Genomic DNA, 17,748 nt, shown 5'->3' on the forward strand with positions numbered 1-17,748 from the left:
AAGGGTCGCGGGGATGACCAAGGCCCGCCTCGAAGTCCGCCAGGCAGAGATCGGCGATATCCGCAAAATCGCCGCTCTCGCCAAGCGGGTGTACGAAGACTTTGCCCCCTATACGCAGAGCGAAATTCGCGGTCAGTTGAACAACTACCGCGAAGGCTGCTTCGTGGCGTTTCTGGACGACAAGCTGATCGGCTATTGCGCGTCGATGCTGATCGGCGGCGACAAGGCGCTGCGGCCGCATAGCTGGGACGAGATTACCGGCAAGGGCTATGGCAGCCGCCACGATCCCAAAGGTGACTGGCTGTACGGCTATGAACTGTGCGTCGATCCCAAGACGCGCGGCACCCGTATCGGGCGGCGGCTGTACGAGGAACGCCGCAAACTGGCCGAACGGCTGGAGCTGAAAGGCATCGTCTTTGGCGGGCGCATGCCCAATCTGTCCAGGAGCTGGCGCCGGGTCGAAGGGCCGGATGATTACCTTGAAAAGGTGATTCAGGGCAAAATTCATGACCCGGTTCTGCGCTTCCAGCTGGCCAACGGGTTTGAGCCGATCGGCATCCTTCCCAACTATCTGCCCGAAGACAAGCGCAGCCGCGCCTTTGCCACGCACATGGTGTGGCGCAATCCGTTCGTGGATCAGGAAGCCAGCCCCAAGGCCCGCGTGCCGCGCGGCGTGGAAAACGTGCGTGTCGCTGCCTGCCAAATGCAGGCCCGCGCCGTTAAAGACTTCGACGAATTCATCGGACACGTCCGATATTTCGTTGACGTTGCAAGCGATTACGAATCGGACTTCATCCTCTTTCCCGAACTTTTCACGCTGATGCTGCTCAGCGCGGAGGAGGAAGAACTCTCGCCCATGGAAAGCATAGAACTGCTTTCCGACTATACGCCGCGCATCCGCGAGGCGTTGAGCGAGATGGCGCTGAAGTACAATATCAACATCATCGGCGGATCTCACCCCACGCGCATGGAGGATGGCGACATCCACAATGTGGCGATGGTGTGCCTGCGCGATGGTTCAACGCACGAACAGGAAAAGATCCACCCCACCCCGAACGAGGCATATTGGTGGAACATCCGCGGCGGGGATTCGGTGGATGTGATCCAGACCGACTGCGGCCCGGTTGGCGTGCTGATCTGTTATGACAGCGAATTTCCCGAACTGGCCCGGCGACTGGCAGATGAAGGCGCGCGCATCATTTTCGTGCCCTTCTGCACCGATAGCCGCCAAGGTTACATGCGCGTGCGATATTGCGCTGCTGCCCGCGCGATCGAGAACCAGTGCTATGTGGTGATGAGCGGAAACGTGGGCAATCTGCCCAATGTCGCCAACATGGATATCCAATATGCGCAAAGCTGCATCCTGACGCCGTGCGACTTCCCCTTCGCGCGTGACGGTATTGCGGCAGAAGCTTCCGAGAACGTCGAGACGCTGACGATCAGCGATGTGAACCTGGCGGACCTTGCCTGGGCGCGCGCAGAAGGCACGGTGCGCAATCTGGCGGACCGTCGCTTCGACCTTTACCGGATCGAGTGGGAGCAGAAGGGAGCAGCCGGCGATGCGGCAGACATCAGCGGCCCGCCTCCCCTGCAGCAACATGGCCCCGGCGGCGGTTAACCGCGCAGTATAGCTTCGCTTTCGATCTGCACCGGATCGAAGCCCAGCCCGATAATGCGGGCAGGGATCCGGCGCAGCGGCGGTATCGCGTTCAGCAGGCGCACCGGCAGAAACGGCCGCGTAATCGGCTTCTTGCGCGCGAGCACCGGCTCTATCACGCGGTCCTGCACGAACTTCTGCATCGCCTGCATGCGCGTTACCGCTTTCCAGCGATGGGCCTGAACCTGTGCCAGCAGGGGATCGGGATCAGCGCCCCTGGCCAGCGGCTCCGCCAGGATATTGGCCATAGCCACCGCATCCTGCACCGCCACGTTGATGCCCACCCCGCCAATGGGGCTCATCGCATGGGCGGCATCGCCGATCGCCAGCAAACCGGGGCTGTGCCACCGCTCCAACCGGTCCAGCGCCACATCCAGCAGCTTTACCTGATCCCAGTCCTGCAATGCAGCAATGGATCGCTCCATATCCGGCAATAGCGATGCCAGATCCTGCCGAAATTGACCGATACCCCTTTGGCGCAAGGCGGCGGCGCCACCCTTGCGGAACAGATAGGCGCATTGGAAATAATCGCTGCGTTCGATCGTCACCAGGAACTTTCCTGCCGCCATCGTGCCGAAACTCGCCTGATCGCCGCCAGAAAGCTTGTCCAGACGAAACCAGAACACATCCATCGGTGCGCCAATTTGCGTGAGTGGCAGATGTGCCGCATCGCGCAGCACTGATCGTCGCCCGTCCGCCGCGATCACCAGTCGGGCCGGGATCACTTCACCAGACGCCAGTTCCACCGCCGAAATGCGGCCAGCCCGATCTGCGGTCACACCGATGGCCTCGGCCTGCATGCGCAGAGCGAACGTGGGATAGTCGCGGCCCTTTTCCGCAAGGAAATCCAGCAAATCCCACTGCGGCATCATCGCGACATAGGGTGCGGCCAGATCTAGATGCCGGAAATCCACGATCCTGCATTCGTCACCCGCAATGCGCACCGAAATCTCGTCAATGCGGCTGTGCGGGATCTCGAGCAGTTCCTGCAGCCAGCCAAGCTGGTGGAATATCTCCAGTGTCGAGGGGTGGACGGTATCTCCGCGAAAATCGCGAAAGAAATCCGCATGCTTTTCCAGCACGGTTACCGGGACACCCGCCCGCGCCAGCAGAACGCCCGCCATCATTCCGGCGGGTCCGCCGCCCACGATCACCACGGGATGCGAGGCGGTGCCCTCTTCGACCATTCGCTGCTCAGACCACTTGCGGTCGATGTGTGTACGTGGCCTTGCTCACCAACCAGATGGCAAGCCAGGCAGCGATAAAGCCGGGAATGATCTCGTAAATACCCTCTCCGCCAAGGAACTGCGAATTCCAGCCGAGCGAAATCCACGCAATAACGACAATCGCGCCAGTGATAAGGCCTGCCACGGCACCAGCGCCCGTCATGCGCTTCCATGTCAGCGACAGGACTATCAGCGGGCCGAACGCCGCACCAAAGCCAGCCCAGGCATTGGCCACAAGTGCCAGCACTCCGCTTTCAGGATCGCTGGCGATGATGATGGCCGCGATGGCCACCAGCGCGGTGCTGATGCGGCCCACGGTCACGGCTTCCTTTTCGCTCGCTTCCTTGCGCAGGAACAGGCGATAGAAATCCTCGGTCAAGGAGCTGGAACTTACCAGCAATTGCGAGGAAATCGTGCTCATGATCGCGGCCAGCAGCGCCGCCAGCAGGAAGCCGGTGACAAAGGGATGAAACAGCGTGTTGGCGAGCAGGATGAAAATCGTTTCCGAATTCTCCAGCACAAGCCCGTTCATTTCCACATGCGCCCGCCCGGCAAGGCCCACGCCCAGCGCGCCGATCAAGGCAACCAGCATCCAGGCAAGGCCAATGTTGCGCGCGGCTCTCACGCCGCCCTCCCGAATAGCCATGAAGCGCACGATGATGTGCGGCTGACCGAAATAACCAAGGCCCCATGCAATCGCGGAGAGGAAGCCGATCGTCGTCAAACCGCCGAACAGGCTGAGGAAACTAGGATCGACTGCGCGCAGCGCATCGCCCGTTGCGGCCCAGCCATCGCCGAACAATACCACCAGCGGCATCACCACCAGCGCCACCACCATGATGCAGCCCTGCACGAAATCGGTCAGGCTGACGGCCAGGAAGCCGCCAACCATGGTGTATGCCAGCACCACCAGCGCCGTTAGCAAGACCCCGGCCATATAGGGGCTGAAGCCCATTACCGGCTGCGCAATAAAGGTGCTTTCAAACAGCAGGCCGCCGCCCACCAGCCCTGCTGCGGAATACACGGCGAAGAATATCACGATGATGATCGCGGAGATCACGCGCAGTGCGATGGCATTATCCGGGAAGCGGTTGGCCAGGAATTCCGGGATCGTCAGGGCATTGCCGTATTCCACCGTCTGCTGGCGCAAGCGTGGGGCGACGATGAACCAGTTGGCCACGGCCCCTGCGAAAAGGCCAATGCCGATCCACGCTTCAACCAGGCCGGCAAGGAACAACGCACCGGGCAATCCCAACAACAGCCAGCCAGACATGTCCGAGGCACCTGCTGACAGGGCAGCCACCGCGGGCGGCAGATTGCGCCCCCCAAGCAAATAACCTTCGCTGTCTTCTGTAGACCGCTTCCAGGCGTAGACTCCGATGCCAAGCATCAGGATGAAATAAAGGGCGAGAGCAATCAGTGTGGGTGTCTGCATGGCGCCATGCATACAGTCCGTGGCGCGCATGTCACCAGTGGCGGGAAACTCGCCATTCCATGTCAAACATTCGCGCTGCAACGCAATATACCGGTTGTGAAAGGTCTTGCGATCTTGGATAATGACCCGCGATGCACGGTGCCGAAGCCATTTCTCCGATTATGAAGGACGCGCTCGTCATTCTGGGCGCGGCTGGAATCGTGATTCCGCTGTTCGCCCGCTTCCGCGTAACGCCGATTATCGGCTTTATCCTGATCGGCCTGCTTGTGGGGCCTTATGGCCTTGGCCGCATGGTGCCCAATTACGACTGGCTCTCTTACGTCACGATCACGGATCAGGAGCGGCTGGAGCCTTTTGCCGAGTTCGGCATCATCCTGCTGTTGTTCGCCATCGGGCTGGAGCTGAGCTTCAACCGATTGTGGCAGCTGCGTAAGCTGGTTTTCGGGCTCGGCGCGCTGGAGCTGCTGGTGATCGGATCGCTACTGGCGGCAATCCTTTCGATGATGGGGCAATACTGGACGGGCGCGATGGCGCTGGGCCTTGCGCTCGCCTTCTCCTCCACCGCGCTGGTGCTGCCGATTTCCGGCACCAACACGCCAGTGGGCCGCGCGGCGCTGTCGATGCTGTTGTTCGAAGACATCATGATCGTGCCGGTCATCTTCCTGCTGGGCGCGCTTGCCCCCTTCGCGGCGGAGGAAGGCGCTGTCAGCCTGTTCGAAACCATCTGGCAGGGCCTGCTGGTGGTGTTCGTGATGATGGTTGCAGGCCGCTTCCTGCTGCCAAAGCTTTTCGCCCAGGCCGCCCGTACCAAAAGCCCGGAGCTTTTCCTTGCTGCCAGCCTGCTGGTGGTGATCGGCGCCAGCCTGGCGACGGCATTCGTCGGCCTCTCCCCCATCGTCGGCGCGCTGATTGCGGGCCTGCTGATCGCGGAGACGGAGTATCACACCGAAGTCGAAGGCATCATGGAGCCGTTCAAGGGCCTTGCCCTCGGCATCTTCCTGATCACCGTTGGCATGGGTATCGATCTGGCCACGATCTGGAACAATCTCTGGATGATCCTGGGCGCGGTGGTGGGCGTGCTGACGTTGAAGGCCGTGGTGACCGGCGTGTTGCTGCGCCTCATGGGCGCCCGGCGCAGCACTGCGACGGAAACCGGCATTCTGATGGCCAGCCCGTCGGAAACGACACTGATCGTGCTCGCCGCTGCCACCAATGCCCTGCTGGTGCAGCCCGGCACGGCGCAATTCTGGCAGATCGTCACCGCGATCGGCCTCACCATCACGCCGCTGCTGGCGCTGCTGGGCCGTTATGTCGCGCGCCGGGTGGAACCCGCCCCCACGCTGGACGAGGTGAACGGCGACAAACACACACCGCGCGTGATCATCGTGGGTTTCGGCCGTGTCGGCAGGCTGATCGCGCAGATGCTGGACATGCACGAAAAGCCTTATGTGGCCGTCGATGCCGATAGCGACCTGATCGAGCAGGCACGCCGTGATGGATATTATGCGGTATTCGGCAATGCGATGCGATCCGATTCGCTCGATCACCTTGGCATCGATCAGGCGCCCGCGGTCATCCTGACCATGGACGAACATATCCTGGCGCAGCGGCTGGTGAAAAAGCTGCGCGCCTCTCACCCCGATCTGCCGATCATCGCCCGCGCACGGGACAGTTTCCACGCGGCAGAGCTTTACCGCAGTGGGGCATCCACCGCCGTGCCGGAAACGCTGGAAAGCTCGCTCCAGCTATCGGAGGCAGTGCTGGTCGATCTGGGCGTGCCGATGGGGCCGGTGATTGCCTCCATTCACGAGAAGCGAGACGAGTTCCGCGAACAGATCCGCGAAAACGGAGCGCTGGAACACAAGCCCAAGCTGCGCACGAGTACGGCGAAAAGCTGATAATTCTCGGACATTCAGCGGGTTTGATGCGTTGATGGGGAAAGGAGAGTACCTATGAGCGGACAAAAAGACCCCACCAAGCCGATTTCCAATGACGAGAAGTTCAAGCCAAAGAACGTCGCCGCAGATGACGAGCATGGCCGCGCCACCCGAAATATGACGGATGTACCGCGCGGCAGCGAAGGCGACCGACGTCGCGCTTCGCAAAACCGCGTCGGCTGATTGTTAACCGCCCTTGGTCGCCAGTGCTTCGCGCACGGCGGCCAACGCATCTTCCGCCTTGTCACCATCGGGCCCGCCACCTTGGGCCATATCCGGGCGACCACCGCCACCCTTGCCGCCCAATGCTGCAACACCGGCCCGCACCAGGTCAACAGCACTTATGGTGCCTGTCAGATCCTCGGTAATCCCCACGGCAAACGCCGCCTTGCCATCATTAACGGCACAGATCGCTGCCACGCCGGAGCTCATGCGGTTCTTCGCTTCATCCAGCAGTCCGCGCAGTTCCTTGGGATCCATGCCATTAAGCACCTCGCCGGAGAATTTCACACCGGCGATGTCTTCGTCTGCCGCCGCAGCAGCACCAGACCCGCCGCCCAGCGCCAGTTGCTTGCGCGCCTCGGCCAGTTCGCGCTCCAGGCTCTTGCGCTCATCGACCAGTGCAGCGACGCGTGCCTCGACTTCGTCCGGGGCGGTTTTCAATGTTGCTGCAACGGATTTCAGAGCTTCCTCACGCCTCACAATCCATTGCCGCGCAGCCTCGCCGGTCAGCGCTTCTATGCGCCGCACGCCGGAGGACACCGCGCTTTCCGATATGATCCGCAGCAGGCCGATATCGCCCGTGGCATTCACATGCGTTCCGCCGCACAATTCAACCGAGTAGCTCCGGCCTGAACCGCCAACATCGCTGCGGCCGATGGAAAGCACGCGAACTTCATCGCCGTATTTCTCTCCAAACAGCGCCATCGCGCCAGCCTCGATAGCATCGTCGGGGCTCATCAGTTGCGTACGCACATCTTCATTGGCGCGGATCTCTCCATTCACCTCAGCCTCTATCGCCGCGATCTCAGCTGCGGTGATCGGCTTTGGATGAGAGAAATCGAAGCGGAAGCGATCCTCTGCCACCAGCGATCCCTTCTGCGTCACATGGTCTCCCAGATGATTGCGCAGGGCCGCATGCAAAAGGTGCGTGGCAGAGTGGTTGGCGCGGATCTTGTCGCGTCGCTCTGCATCGATAGCCATGTGCACGGTGTCACCCACGGAAATAGCACCGGCCTTCACCTTGCCATGGTGGGCATGCAGGCGCCCCAGCGGTTTTGACGTATCGGTGACTTCTATCTCCAGGCCATCCTCATCGGAGATGATGCCTGCATCGCCGCTCTGGCCGCCGCTTTCACCGTAGAACGGCGTCTGGTTGGTCAGCACCAGCACATCCTGCCCGCTTTCCGCGCGCGTCACCTCTTCACCATCGATGATCAGCGCAACCACGCGGCCTTCGCCTTCGGTGGAGGAATAGCCAGTGAATTCCGTGGCACCCTCGCGCTCGGCAATATCGAACCAATGTTCGCTATCCGCCGCCGCGCCGGAGCCTTTCCACGCTGCACGCGCCGCCGCCTTCTGCCGGGCCATCGCTGCATCAAAGCCTTCGCGATCCACGCCCACACCGCGCGCGCGCAATGCGTCCTCGGTCAGATCGTAGGGGAAGCCATAGGTATCGTAGAGCTTGAAGGCAGTTTCGCCCTGCAGGCTATCGCCCTCGCCCAGCGATCTGGTTTCCTCATCAAGCAGCCGAAGCCCTTTCTCCAGGGTCTGGCGAAAGCGGCTTTCTTCCCGCTCCAGCACCTCGGTGATCAGCGCCTGCGCACGGCCCAGATCGGGATAGGCCTGGCCCATTTCGCCTACCAGCGTCGGTACGAGGCGATGCATCAGGGGCTTATCGGAACCTAGCAGATGGGCATGGCGCATGGCGCGGCGCATGATGCGGCGCAGCACATAGCCGCGCCCTTCGTTTGACGGCAGAACACCGTCCGCGATCAAAAAGCTGGTGGACCGCAGATGGTCCGCAATCACGCGATGACTGGCAAGAGCATCGCCCTCTGCCCTGGCGCCGGATTGTTCTTCGCTTGCGGCGATAATGGTCTTGAACGTGTCTGTTTCGAACACGTTGTGCACGCCTTGCAGCACGGTGGAAATCCGCTCCAGCCCCATGCCGGTGTCGATGCTGGGGCGAGGGAGATTGCCGGTGATTTCGTCCGCTTCCTGCAGGTGTTGCATGAACACCAGGTTCCAGATCTCTACGAAACGATCGCCATCCTCGTCGGGCGATCCTGGCGGGCCGCCCGCGACGGCCGGCCCGTGATCCCAGAAAATCTCAGAGCATGGTCCGCATGGGCCGTCAGACCCCATCGCCCAGAAATTGTCCTTCGTGGGGATGCGAATGATCCGGTCATCCGGCAGGCCAGCGATCCGTTTCCACAGGTCAAACGCCTCGTCATCCGTGTGATATACGGTGACCAGCAGGCGATCGGCGTCAAGGCTCAGTTCCTTGGTGACCATGGTCCACGCAAGTTCAATCGCGCGTTCCTTGAAGTAATCGCCAAAGCTGAAATTGCCGAGCATTTCAAAGAAGGTCAGGTGGCGCGCGGTATATCCGACATTGTCGAGATCATTATGCTTGCCGCCTGCGCGCACACATTTCTGGCTGCTGGTGGCGCGCGGAGCCGGCGCTGCCTCGACACCGGTGAACACGTTTTTGAACGGCACCATGCCCGCATTGACGAACATCAGTGAGGGATCGTTATACGGCACAAGCGGCGCGGACGGGACGATCTTGTGGTCCTTGTCCGCGAAGAATTCCAGGAATGTGCGGCGAATTTCGTTGGTCGTTGTCATGTGGGCGAATTAGGGAGCAAATCGCCCTCCGGCAAGCCGCGTTGCGAACTAACCTGCCTTCCTGGCGGAAACAATCCAGGCCGCTGCGGGCAGCGCGACGATACCTTCGTAACAATTGCGCTCACAAACCGCGCGAACGCGGGCGAAGAACCGGTCCCGTGCCGCTGTATCCATTTCCGCTGCCAGGCGCGCTGCGGGCCCGATCAGCGAGAAATATTCAACCGCATCATCAACCGGATTTTCGCCTGCACCGGCGATCATGGGAAAGTCCAGCTTCTCGAACTCCACATTCTCCCAGCCGGCAGAGCGCAGGATGGAAACCACCCAGTCAACCTCGGCAAAGGCAAAGGGCCCTGGTCCGGTGGGGTCTGGCGGTGGCGGGGCCTGTGGCAATTGGCGGATGATCTGCGTGAAGAACGGGTTTTGCGAAACCTCTCGAAAGCAGGAAAACAACAGGTTCGCATGCGGCTGACTCTGCTGTGCGAGGTTGGTGAAGGCGGCTGTGGGATCGGCGAAGAACATCACCCCGTGGCGCGAAATCAGTGCATTGGGCGCGGCATCATCAGGGCTTTGCCATTGCGCGGCATCTGCGTTCACGAACTCAACGTTGGCGAGATGGCTGCCGCGATCCTGTGCGACGGCGATGAGCTGCGGCGAAACATCAACGCCGGTGATGGAGACCGCTGGCCGGCCTCGCGCCATGGCCAGCGAGAGCTCGCCAGCGCCGCAGCCGATATCCAGCACTTGGGAGAAATCGATATCGCGGGTTCGCTGCAAAAGGCGTTCGGTAAGCTGCGTGAAACTGCGATCCGTCCGTCGCCATTGCGCGGCCCAAGTTTCACCGCTGCGCCCCTGCCACTCGTTCGTGTCTACCAAATCCTGTCTCCCCCAAAGTTACGGTGGAGACTAACGCTCTGTCAGGCAAGTCACAATTGGGCCGATGCGAAGAAGCCGGCGGCGGTGGACAAGTCCACCTGGCGCCGGCTCCGCTTTCGCAAGACCTGGGGTGACCGGTGATCCACTGCTAATGTGGAACACATGGAACACTGTCCTGGAGAGAAACTTCTCCAACGGCCTTCTTGAGGATCAGTCTTCGGGCTTCGCGTCCGGGCCCGTCATCATCTCCTCGGCGACTTCATCGGTTTTGCTGCGAATGGCAGCCTCCAACTTATCGCAAACTTCGGGGTTTTCCTTGAGGAAGGTCTTCGCGTTCTCACGACCCTGCCCGATCCGCACGCTGTCATAGCTGAACCAGGAACCGGACTTCTCGACGATACCGGCCTTTACGCCCAGATCGAGAATCTCGCCGATCTTGGAAATGCCTTCGCCATACATGATGTCGAACTCGACCTGCTTGAACGGCGGGGCCACCTTGTTCTTCACCACCTTCACGCGGGTGGAGTTGCCCACCACTTCGTCCCGGTCCTTGATCTGGCCGGTGCGACGGATGTCGAGGCGCACAGAAGCGTAGAACTTGAGCGCGTTGCCGCCCGTGGTGGTTTCCGGGTTGCCGTACATCACGCCGATCTTCATGCGCAGCTGGTTGATGAAGATCACCATGCACTTGGAACGGTTGATGGAGCCGGTCAGCTTGCGCAAGGACTGTGACATCAGGCGGGCCTGAAGGCCGACGTGGCTATCGCCCATCTCGCCTTCGATTTCCGCGCGCGGCACCAGTGCGGCCACCGAATCGACCACCAGCACATCAATCGCGTTGGAGCGCACCAGCGTGTCTACGATTTCGAGAGCCTGCTCGCCCGTATCGGGCTGCGAGACGATCAGTTCATCGATATCGACACCCAGCTTCCTGGCATAGACAGGATCCAGCGCATGCTCCGCATCGACGAAAGCGACGGTGCCGCCGCCCTTCTGCGCTTCTGCCAGCACGTGCAGCGCAAGCGTGGTCTTGCCAGAGCTTTCCGGCCCATAAACCTCGATCACGCGGCCTTTTGGCAGGCCGCCGATACCCAGCGCGATATCAAGGCCCAGCGATCCGGTGGAAATTGATTCCACATTCATCGCTTCCTTGCTGCCCAGCTTCATCGCGGAGCCTTTGCCGAATGCGCGATCAATTTGGGCCAGTGCGGCGTCGAGCGCCTTTTGACGGTCCACTTTCGTTTCCTTTTCAACAAGCTTCAGATTTGCACCTGCCATGACATGGCCTCCGTCAGTTCGCTAGGGTCGTGTTCAACTCTTCAACGGATGTATTTGTACGCACTTTGTTCCATAAGAACAAGAGTGGAACAGAATTTTTTGTTGGAGGCTTGCTGAAGATTTCAGGAAACCGCCGTTTCCTGCCGAAAACAAGAGTTAATCAGTAACTTCGCCGACCTTCCAGCTGACCGTGCGCGTTCCATTCGCAGGAACATCGACTGAAATAATTTGCTGGCCGTTCCGCAGCCGCTTTCGCAAATCGCTGAAACGCCACTGGCCGGGCGAGCCGAGTTGCACCCGCACGGTTACCGGATGCGGATTGGCATTGGTGAGCGTGATGTGCGTGTCCATCCACCGCCTATTGGACCCGCGCGGGTCCTGATCGCCTACGAAGTTGCAACGCGCGAACACCTGGGACGATTCGCCCAGTGCCAGTTCCACATCCTGCCCCTTCGCATAATCACGCAGGTTCTCCTCCGCCACCAGCAGCTCCCCGCGCGGACCGCGTTCGAATATGGAGACCGTGCCGGAAGGCAGGGCAGCGCCAAGGCCGTGATCCTTGTCATTCACCGTTTCCAGTACCATTCGCGCAGGCGATATCCTGTCATCCCAGTTCCACGGAGTGCAGTCGGCCTCGTAAACAAGTTCCCCCTCCACGCCCTGTTCACGCAGGAAGGCGACTTGTTTCAGCCCCTTGGCATTCACATCCACCGGCACCGGCACGCGGTATAGCTTGAGATCGCCGAGATCTTCCTCACCGGCCATCACGGCAACCGGCGCCGACAATTCCTGCCTGCGCATCGCCGTTACCACGATCGCGCCGTCTTCCATCATCGCGGCCGGCGGTGGCGGCGGTGGTGGAGGAGGCGGCGGCGGATAGTTGAGAGGCGTCCCTTTGGCCGTGCTGCCGATGGGATAGCAGGTAAGACGCAGCGGAGCCGCGACTGGCGGATCGGACAGGCCCTGCAAGTCGCTCGTCACGTTCAGCGTGCCAGCCACCGCCATCAATTCTGCATTTTCGAAACTTTGGCCATTGTCGTTCAGGATCGTCAGCCAGCTGGTGAGATCGAAACGCACATCGTCATCATCGCGCCCATCGTGCAGCGTGGCGACATAGCTGGCTTCCCAGTCGAAGCCCCAGGCGAGGTAGGACAGCGTGACGGTGTAGGTGCCGCCGCTGGCATCGCGCGTGTCGATGGAAAAGATGGGCTGGGCGGAAAGGCCATCCGGCACATCGTCAAAGGCCAGCCGCTCTGGCAGGCCGGAACAGCGTACCGCTTCGTATCCATCCTGCGTTTGCAGCACCAGTCCGCCATCGGCGCGGGTGCGGATGATGGCGCTTTCGCTGTTCTCCACCCCACTGCCGGGAAGGGTGCGGGTGATGGTGACGCGGTTGCCGAGCAAGCCGTTCACCAGCGCAGCCGGGCTGAGCAGATCGGCATTGCGGTTCTTCTCTATTGTGCCGCCGGGAAGCCCGGTGACGATGGCAGAGACGGCTACCATCCCTTCTGCCACCCCTTCGAAACGGATCCGCGATTCGCCCGGCGGCAAAGTGACCTTGCGCGTTTCGCTGATCATGGCGAAACCCCGCGGCCAGTTGGCGTTCATCGTATCGCCAATGCCGCGGTTGGGATCGCGATAGACAGTTACGGCAAGCGAATCAGGCTCCGATGCGTCCACAATCGGGCGATCCTGCGCGGCGGCAGGCATGGACAGCGCCAGCAGCGGCAACGCCAACGAAGGCAGACAAAGGTGGGCAAGACGGGACATGCCGCCCGCCCTAGTACCGCGTCTCGTAAGTCACGCGAACCTCTCGTTCGCCGTTGGCCGGCACGGATACGCGATACAGGCGATTGTCGTGATTGAGTTGCTCACCTTCCACATCCTCGCTCACCACGCGGTAATCCCATCCCCACCAGTAACGGCCAAGGCCCGACTGGGTGAGTTCCACCACCACAGGCTCTGGCTTGGCGTTGGTGAAGGTGTAGCGCATGGTGGTGCGGTAGTAATCGACGGCGCGATCCACTTGCACCTCGCGCACGACTTCGCCATCCTCGATCACGCGATAACGTTCGCTGGCCTCGTATTCAGCAGCCGTGATGCGTTTGCGATCCTCGACCTCTGCCTTCATGTAGACATCGAAGGCGTCGCCCGTTCGAAGTGAAAGCGTGCTGCCCATCGGCGTGTGACCGATGCCGTTCTCGCCGATGAATTGTGGGTTGCCCTGCGCATCACGCTGGTAAAAGCGCACCGTTCCGGCGGGCAAGGCGTCGCCAAGGCCGCCCTCTCTGCTGGAATTGAAGCTGATGGCGCTGGAGGCAGGGCGGAAATCGTCATCATTCTGCTGCCAGCCTGCGCCAATCGTGTAGACACGGCGCGCGGGCACACCCTGCACATCAAGGAAGCTCACCTGCTTTGTCTGCGCATTGGCAATCGTGGTGCGGCCATCAATGGGATAGAGGTAGAAATCGCCCAGCCGTTCCCGGTCTGCGGTCTCGGTGCCGGGGCGCACCATGTCTCGGCGCAGTTGGCGATTGGGCGCGCCGCGCGATCGGGCAGGATCACCCGCCACCAGCAGCGTATCGGCCTGGTGGAAGGTGGTGCCGGTGTTGTTGGTGAGCGTGACCCAGCCCTGCATGTCCACAGCGCCGCTCTGCTCGTCAAACAAGGCTACATAGTCCGCCGTCCAGCCAAGCCCGGGCGTGAGATAACGGATGGAGGCATCGCGCATGCCGCTGCGGCTGGAATTAAGCGTGACGGACAGCGTAGGCCGCGCGCGCAGATTGGGCGGAACCTCGTCAAACACCACGCGGGTGGGCAGGCCATCGTCGCGCAGCACCTCGATCCGGTCGCCAATGCGCACCACCACGCCGCCCACGGTGGACAGCACCTCCGCCCGTTCACGGGTTTCGGCGCCCGTGGCGGGATTGGTGCGTACCAGCGTGACCGTGCGGCCGATGGCTTTCTCCATCAGCTTCGCAGGGGTGAGCAGATCAAAGTCGAAATTCTGTTCCACGATCGCCGTGTCATCGGCATTGAAGCTGAGCGTGGCGGGGCGGATCTGCGCGCTGACATCGGGAAATTCGATGCGGGTCGTGCCGCGCGCGATATTAAGCTCGCGGATATCCTGCACCAGCGATTGCCCGTTCTGATAGATGGTGACGGAGACATCACCTTGCGCAGTCTCCTCCCCCTGCTGGGCAGAGGCAGGCAGGGCCAGCATGGTGGCGGCCAGCAGTGCTGCTGCGGTTTTGCGAAACATCATAACGCGGTCCCTCCCTGTCTTATGCTGATGATATAAGGTATCACAGCATGTATCGGCGATGAATGCCCATCATTGCCGGCACCGGGAGGCTAGCTGCTCTTGCGCGGGTTCGCCAGAACCTCTCCTACCTTATCGGCAATCTGCTTCACGCTGAAAGGCTTGGGGATGAAGTGCATGGCGGTGATGTCAATCTCGTCGCGCAGCTGGCTTTCGGCATAGCCGGACATGAACAACACCGGCAGATCGCCATGCAGCTTGCGAATCTCGCGGGCCATCGCCGGGCCATCCATGCTGGGCATCACCACATCGGACACGACCAGGTCGAAATCATACTTGCCGGTCTTGACGATCTCCAGCCCTTCGTCCCCGTCTGTGGCGGTCACGATGTCATAGCCCTGCCGCGCCAGGGCGCGTTCCGCGACGGCGCGCACCATGTCCTCGTCCTCCACCAGCAGGATGCAGCCCCCGCCAGACCATTCGCTGCCCTTTTCCTCTTCCTGCTTGCGGACAAGCTCTTCCTCGGTAGCCTCATACACCGGCAGATAGATGGTGAAGCGTGCGCCCTTGATGCCGCCGTTGGGCGATTTGGCGTTGGAGGCGAAGATGAATCCGCCCGACTGCTTGATGATGCCGTATACGGTGGAGAGGCCAAGGCCCGTGCCCTTGCCCTGTTCCTTCGTGGTGAAGAAAGGTTCGAATATCTTGCCCAGCACATTCACCGGGATGCCGCCGCCGGTGTCTTCCGCCACAAGCACGGTGTAATCGCCTGCGGGAATGATCTCGCTGCCCATGCGGCGGATATCGCGCGCTTCCACCCGGCGCGTGGTGAAGGACAGCGTGCCGCTGGCCCCCTCCCCGCCGCCGTCTGACTGGATGGCATCGCGCGCATTCACCGCGAGGTTGATGATCACCTGCTCCAGCTGGCGCGGATCGGCGCGCACTGCGCCAAGGTTGCGATCGTGCCGCACATTCAGCGTGATCTTTGCGCCCAGCAGGCGTTTGAGAAGCTGCGAAACCTCGCTCAGCACATCGGGCAATTGCAGCACTTCGGGCTGCAGGGTCTGCTGGCGACTGAAGGCGAGCAATTGCCGTGTCAGGCTGGCGGCGCGGTTGGAATTGGCCCTGATCTGCTGGATATCGTCGTAATCGCTGTCTCCCGGCGTGTGCCGCAGCAGCATAAGATCGCAATAGCCGATAATGGCGGTGAGCACGTTGTTGAAATCATGCGCCACGCCGCCCGCCAACTGGCCCACGGCTTGCATCTTGGTGGCCTGCGCCACCTGCCGTTTCAGCCGGGCCTCCTCCGTCGTATCTGCCAGCGATAGCAGCACGGCGGCCTCTCCCAATCCGCGTACACCGGCCAGCCCCAGGCTGATAGGTTCCTCCGGCTCGTTACGCATGCGCACGGCAACATCGCCGCTGGAGGCTGGCCCCTGGCCATAGCGGCGCACGGCATCGGACATCGCCGTTTTGTCGCGCGGCACCACGAGGTCCGATGGATATGGCGGCAGATCCGCACCGATGCCAGAGGCACGCCGGAAGGCGGGGTTGGCGAACAGGAACTTGCCATCGCGATTGGTGGTGGCAAGACCCAGCGGCAGCTGTTCCAGCAGGTTTTCCAGCTGCGCGGCCTGCCCCTTGGCCTCCCCTCCCCAGCCACCAAGGCCGATGCCGCTATCGATCAGCAGCATGATGGAGGGTGCTTCTGCAGCGGCGGTGCCCGGCACGGCCTCGCTGGCCGATATGTTCGGGTCCACCAGCGGCACCTGCACCAACGTTTGCGGCGAACCTTTCTGGCCTTCCCTGGTAAAATAGATGCGTTCACGATCATCGGATCGCAGCAGGCGCACGAATTCCTGGCCAGACATGCTGGCGTTCTCATCCCCCAGCGCGCGGCGGGCCAGCGCCGTGTTGGCGGCGCGCACCATGCCATCGGGCGATACCAGCGCCACGGCAATGCCAGCGGCGCCCAGCACGGATCCAAACAGGCCGGTAAGATGGCTGCCGATGCCCGCCAGCGGATTGCTGCGAACGACAGGCGTAAAGCGCCAGACGAGGTAATCGTCCCCGCCACCAGCGCGCACGGCCTCTGCCTCCCAGGTCTTTTCCTCATCCGCGATGATGACCGTTTCCGCGCCCTGACCATCGCGCCAGGCAGCGCGGGCAAGCCAGGTCAGCTTTTCCGCGCTCGATCCGTCAACCGGCAGGCGCGGCGGAGCATTGCTGGACCCGAACCACAATTCGAAGGTGGCATTGGCGCAGACCAGGCGATTGGCCCGGTCCGTAATCGCCACTGCCATGTCAAACCGCTCTATTGCCGCCACGGTGACGGACCAGTCAGGCAAATCCGGTTCCGGCTTGATTTCCGCGCCCACATGCGCGCGCCCTGCGGCAAAGGCGATCAGGCCCAGCACGGTAAGCCCGCCAGCATAGGCCAGCGTGGCAGTGGGGCTTTCGGTGGTGAACTGCACAAGCGTGATGCTGGCAAGCACGGCAGCAGCCACGGCGATGCCGTCAATCAATCTGCGCGATTCCTGAGCTTTACCGATTTTCATCGGCAGCGCTTTAGCACCGGCTTTGCCAGCGCCCTAGATGGCAAATCCGCATCGCCCATCAAGCAATTCACTCTGCCGGTTGCGGAGACTTGAACTTTGCAGGGCGGCTTCCCCACTTGCGCGCCACCACAAATCGCCAGATGAAACTGGCGAGGACATAGCCGATTGCCGCGCCCACCACGGCCAGTATGACAAAACCGAAGGCCGCCACGCCGGCAATCTCTGCCCACTGCGCAAATTCCTGAAACCACGTGCTCTGGATATGTTCGTTCGCAGTGCCGGACATGCCGGCATCCACCTTCAGCACGAATTGGCCCAGCTTGTGTGCAACGATTGCCCAAAAGGCGACGGTGAAAGGATTGGTGATCAGCGTGGTCACCGCGGCAAGGGGCAGATTGGCGCGCGACGGCAATGCCAGTGCCACGGCCAGCAGGGTCTGGCCCAAGGGGATGATGAATGCAGCAAATACGCCCAGCGCCACGCCGCGCGGAACGCTGCGGCGGGTGAAACGCCATAATTCAGAGCGCGCGATGGTCCCGGCAACGGGAGAGAGCCAGCGATTCTTCGCCATCTCGTCCCGCTTGGGCATTCTCGGCACCCGTGCCGAGAGCCACCTTTTCGCCTTCTCCATCATGGGATGGCCATACTCCTTTGCGCGCACCTGCC

Annotated in this window: 12 protein-coding genes; 3 read left to right on the forward strand and 9 right to left on the reverse strand. The window is 61.6% G+C overall.

Annotated elements, in window-relative coordinates; genetic code table 11:
* Positions 1-13 precede the first annotated feature (13 nt).
* Positions 14-1,618 (forward strand): bifunctional GNAT family N-acetyltransferase/carbon-nitrogen hydrolase family protein, encoded by a 1,605-nt coding sequence (locus GRF63_RS10425; protein WP_160485930.1) that lies wholly within the window; start codon positions 14-16, stop codon positions 1,616-1,618.
* On the opposite strand, the gene GRF63_RS10430 is transcribed toward GRF63_RS10425, so the two are convergent.
* Positions 1,615-2,844, reverse strand: coding sequence for an FAD-dependent oxidoreductase (locus GRF63_RS10430; protein ID WP_160485931.1), 1,230 nt, complete (start codon positions 2,842-2,844; stop codon positions 1,615-1,617). The two genes, GRF63_RS10425 and GRF63_RS10430, sit on opposite strands and share 4 nt — an antisense overlap.
* 7 nt (positions 2,845-2,851) lie before the next feature.
* Positions 2,852-4,318, reverse strand: coding sequence for a sodium/proline symporter PutP (gene putP / locus GRF63_RS10435; RefSeq protein ID WP_160485932.1), 1,467 nt, complete (start codon positions 4,316-4,318; stop codon positions 2,852-2,854).
* 131 nt (positions 4,319-4,449) lie between these two features.
* Between putP and GRF63_RS10440 the strand changes: the two genes are divergently transcribed.
* Positions 4,450-6,216 (forward strand): cation:proton antiporter domain-containing protein, encoded by a 1,767-nt coding sequence (locus GRF63_RS10440; protein WP_160485933.1) that lies wholly within the window; start codon positions 4,450-4,452, stop codon positions 6,214-6,216.
* A gap of 54 nt (positions 6,217-6,270) precedes the next feature.
* A complete protein-coding gene (locus tag GRF63_RS10445) occupies positions 6,271-6,438 on the forward strand; it encodes a hypothetical protein (RefSeq protein ID WP_160485934.1) in 168 nt (55 codons plus the stop codon).
* 3 nt (positions 6,439-6,441) lie between these two features.
* Here the strand turns inward: GRF63_RS10445 and alaS are convergent, their stop codons facing one another.
* From alaS to GRF63_RS10480, 7 genes are all read right to left on the reverse strand, one after another.
* On the reverse strand, positions 6,442-9,108 hold the full coding sequence (alaS, locus tag GRF63_RS10450) for an alanine--tRNA ligase (protein ID WP_160485935.1): 2,667 nt from the start codon (positions 9,106-9,108) through the stop codon (positions 6,442-6,444).
* Positions 9,109-9,156: 48 nt separating this feature from the next.
* A complete protein-coding gene (locus GRF63_RS10455; protein ID WP_160485936.1) occupies positions 9,157-9,984 on the reverse strand; it encodes a class I SAM-dependent methyltransferase in 828 nt (275 codons plus the stop codon).
* Positions 9,985-10,194: 210 nt separating this feature from the next.
* Complete coding sequence (gene recA / locus GRF63_RS10460; protein ID WP_160485937.1) at positions 10,195-11,262, reverse strand: recombinase RecA; 1,068 nt, start codon at positions 11,260-11,262, stop codon at positions 10,195-10,197.
* 156 nt (positions 11,263-11,418) lie between these two features.
* The gene (locus tag GRF63_RS10465; protein WP_160485938.1) at positions 11,419-13,032 is read right to left on the reverse strand and encodes a DUF4139 domain-containing protein; all 1,614 of its coding nucleotides are present in this window, start codon (positions 13,030-13,032) and stop codon (positions 11,419-11,421) included.
* Positions 13,033-13,042: 10 nt separating this feature from the next.
* Entirely contained in the window at positions 13,043-14,527 is a 1,485-nt protein-coding gene (locus GRF63_RS10470; protein ID WP_160485939.1) for a DUF4139 domain-containing protein, read from the reverse strand.
* Between the two features lie 89 nt (positions 14,528-14,616).
* A complete protein-coding gene (locus GRF63_RS10475) occupies positions 14,617-17,082 on the reverse strand; it encodes a response regulator (protein WP_160485940.1) in 2,466 nt (821 codons plus the stop codon).
* A 67-nt stretch (positions 17,083-17,149) separates the two neighbouring features.
* A complete protein-coding gene (locus GRF63_RS10480; protein WP_160485941.1) occupies positions 17,150-17,671 on the reverse strand; it encodes a DUF2062 domain-containing protein in 522 nt (173 codons plus the stop codon).
* Positions 17,672-17,748 lie beyond the last annotated feature (77 nt).

Source organism: Aurantiacibacter rhizosphaerae, from assembly GCF_009807005.1.
GTDB classification, from domain to species: domain Bacteria; phylum Pseudomonadota; class Alphaproteobacteria; order Sphingomonadales; family Sphingomonadaceae; genus Alteraurantiacibacter; species Alteraurantiacibacter rhizosphaerae.